Source organism: Actinosynnema sp. NPDC023794 (assembly GCF_040639675.1).
Taxonomy (GTDB): domain Bacteria; phylum Actinomycetota; class Actinomycetes; order Mycobacteriales; family Pseudonocardiaceae; genus Actinosynnema; species Actinosynnema luteola.
In genome coordinates this window covers 1-2118 of sequence record NZ_JBFAFR010000096.1, presented here as the reverse complement: position 1 = coordinate 2118, position 2118 = coordinate 1, and the positions used below count along the sequence as shown (strand labels likewise).

The window sequence follows — 2118 nt, the reverse complement described above, 5'->3', positions numbered from 1 at the left end:
ATGACACCCGACCCCGCGTCGAGCGGCGTGCACCCGCTGGTCGACACCGCCCGGCTGGGCGGCGCGTCCGACGTCGTGCGCGCCGCCCACCGGGTGTACGAGCACCTGATCTCGCTGTGGGCCCCGGGCCTGATCGAGGCGGCGCACGACCTCGGCGTGTTCATCCGGCTGGCGGCCGGACCGGCGACCGCGCCGGAGCTCGCCGCCGCGCTGGGCGCCGACGAGCGCGCCACCCGCGTCATGCTCGACGGCCTGTACGCCTACGACTTGCTGGAACGCCTACCGGACGCACGCTACGAGCTGCCCGCGCCGATGCGCGAGTGCCTGCTGCCGGACGGCCTGTTCAGCCTCGTCGGCAAGATCGACTACGACCGGCGGCTCGGCTGGCGGGCGTGGCGCGACCTCGCCGGGACGGTGCGGGTGGGCACCAGCGACGACGACGGCGCGCCGCGCGTCAACCAGATACCGGACGAGATGTACGAGTCGGTCGTCCGGGGCATCAACTTCTGGGCGCCACCCATCGTGGAGACCCTGGTCGCCGCGCTGGCCGACCTCGGAGCCCCGCCCTCGACCGCGCTGGACGTCGGCAGCGGCTCCGGCATCTACAGCCAGCTGCTGTTGCGGGAGTTCCCGGGCCTGACCGCGGTGGGCCTGGACAAACCGCGCATCAACGCCCTCGCCCGGCGGCAGAGCAGGCGGCTCGGGGTGGACGGGCGCTTCAGGACCGTGGACGGCGACTTCCGCACTGAGGACTGGGGCGACGGCCACGACCTGGTGCTGTTCGTCAACATCTTCCACTTGCAGAGCCCGGACTCCGCGCAGGCCCTGGTGCTCAAGGCCGCCAAGGCGCTGTCCCTCGACGGACTCGTGGCCATCGTGGACCAGGTCGTCGTGGACGACGACCTGGGCTCCAGCCAGGACCGCTTCTCCCGGCTGTTCGCCGCGTCCATGCTCACCTCCGGCGGCGGTGACACCTACGCGCTGCGCGAGTACGACGAGTGGCTCGCCGGCGGCGGGCTGCGGCGCGTGCGGTTGCTCGATGCCCCCATGCACCGGCTGCTGCTCGCCGCGCGCGCCTGAGCGCCGGTGCCTCCCCGGTGAGGCACCGGCGCGGGTTCACCCGCGGACGGGTTCGAGCTGGAACACCACTTCGCCCACCGCGACGTCGATCACGTCGCGGTGCGCCACCCTCCAGCCCGCCTCGTGGAACACCGACTCCCACTCGGCCGCGGTCGGGATGAACACGCCCATCAGGTCGTGCGCCACCTCGAAGCCCAGGGTGAACACCGGCGGCGGCCGGTCCGGGTCGTCCACGGTCCTGGTCGCGTCACCGAGCAGCAGGGTGCGTGCGCGGGGGAACAGCTCGCGCAGCCTGCGCAGTGTGGCCACGCACTCCTCCCGCGGCCACAGGTCGTGGCCCATCATGAAGCACGTCAGCAGGTCGACCTCGGCGAACGCGGGGTGGTCGGGCAGGTCGGTCACGTCCGCCTCGACCAGCGTGACCCGGCCCGCCAACCCGGTCGCGGCGGCCTCCTCGGCGGCCACGGCGAGCGAGGGCCGCGCGATGTCGACACCGACCGCCCGCACGCCGGGGTGGCGCTGCGCGATCGACATGATCCGCTCGCCGCTGCCGCACCCCAGGTCGGCCACCACCGAGAAGCCGGAACCCAGCCGGGCCAGCGCGGCCCGGAACGCCGGTTCGTAGCACAGCGCGTTGATCCCTCGGCAGGCGTAGGCGATCGCCGCGGCGTCGCGTGGGTCGAGGTCGCCGGTCCGGTTGGCGTTGCGCATGACCGCCGGCATCTGCCTGAACAACTCGGCCGAACCGCGGGCCAGCCAGTGGAAGAACGAGCGGGCCCGGTACGCCTCCTCGAAGTTCGGCCCGGTGATCACGGTGTCGCCCCGGCGCTCCACGACGTCCACGGCGCCCAGCGCCCGGAACATCGCGGCGGTCGACGGCCCGTGCAGGTCGTTGGCCTCAACGAACTCCGCGGTCGCCAGCTTGCCGGACTCGTGCAGCTCGTCGAGCGCGCCGACCTCCCACGCCGCGCTCAGCGCCCAGGCGGCCACGGCGGAGTTGAAGACGTGGGCGGTGGCCTCGACCGGCGGGACGCTCAC

Annotated in this window: 2 protein-coding genes; one reads left to right on the top strand and one right to left on the bottom strand. The window is 73.4% G+C overall.

The window, feature by feature from the left end; all coding sequences use genetic code 11:
• The coding region (locus AB0H12_RS45150; protein WP_499632952.1) for a methyltransferase at positions 1 to 1080 on the top strand (1080 nt) is incomplete at its 5' end.
• 36 nt (positions 1081 to 1116) lie between these two features.
• On the opposite strand, the gene AB0H12_RS45145 is transcribed toward AB0H12_RS45150, so the two are convergent.
• A partial coding sequence (locus tag AB0H12_RS45145; protein WP_499632949.1) for an SAM-dependent methyltransferase occupies positions 1117 to 2118 on the bottom strand: 1002 nt, incomplete at its 5' end.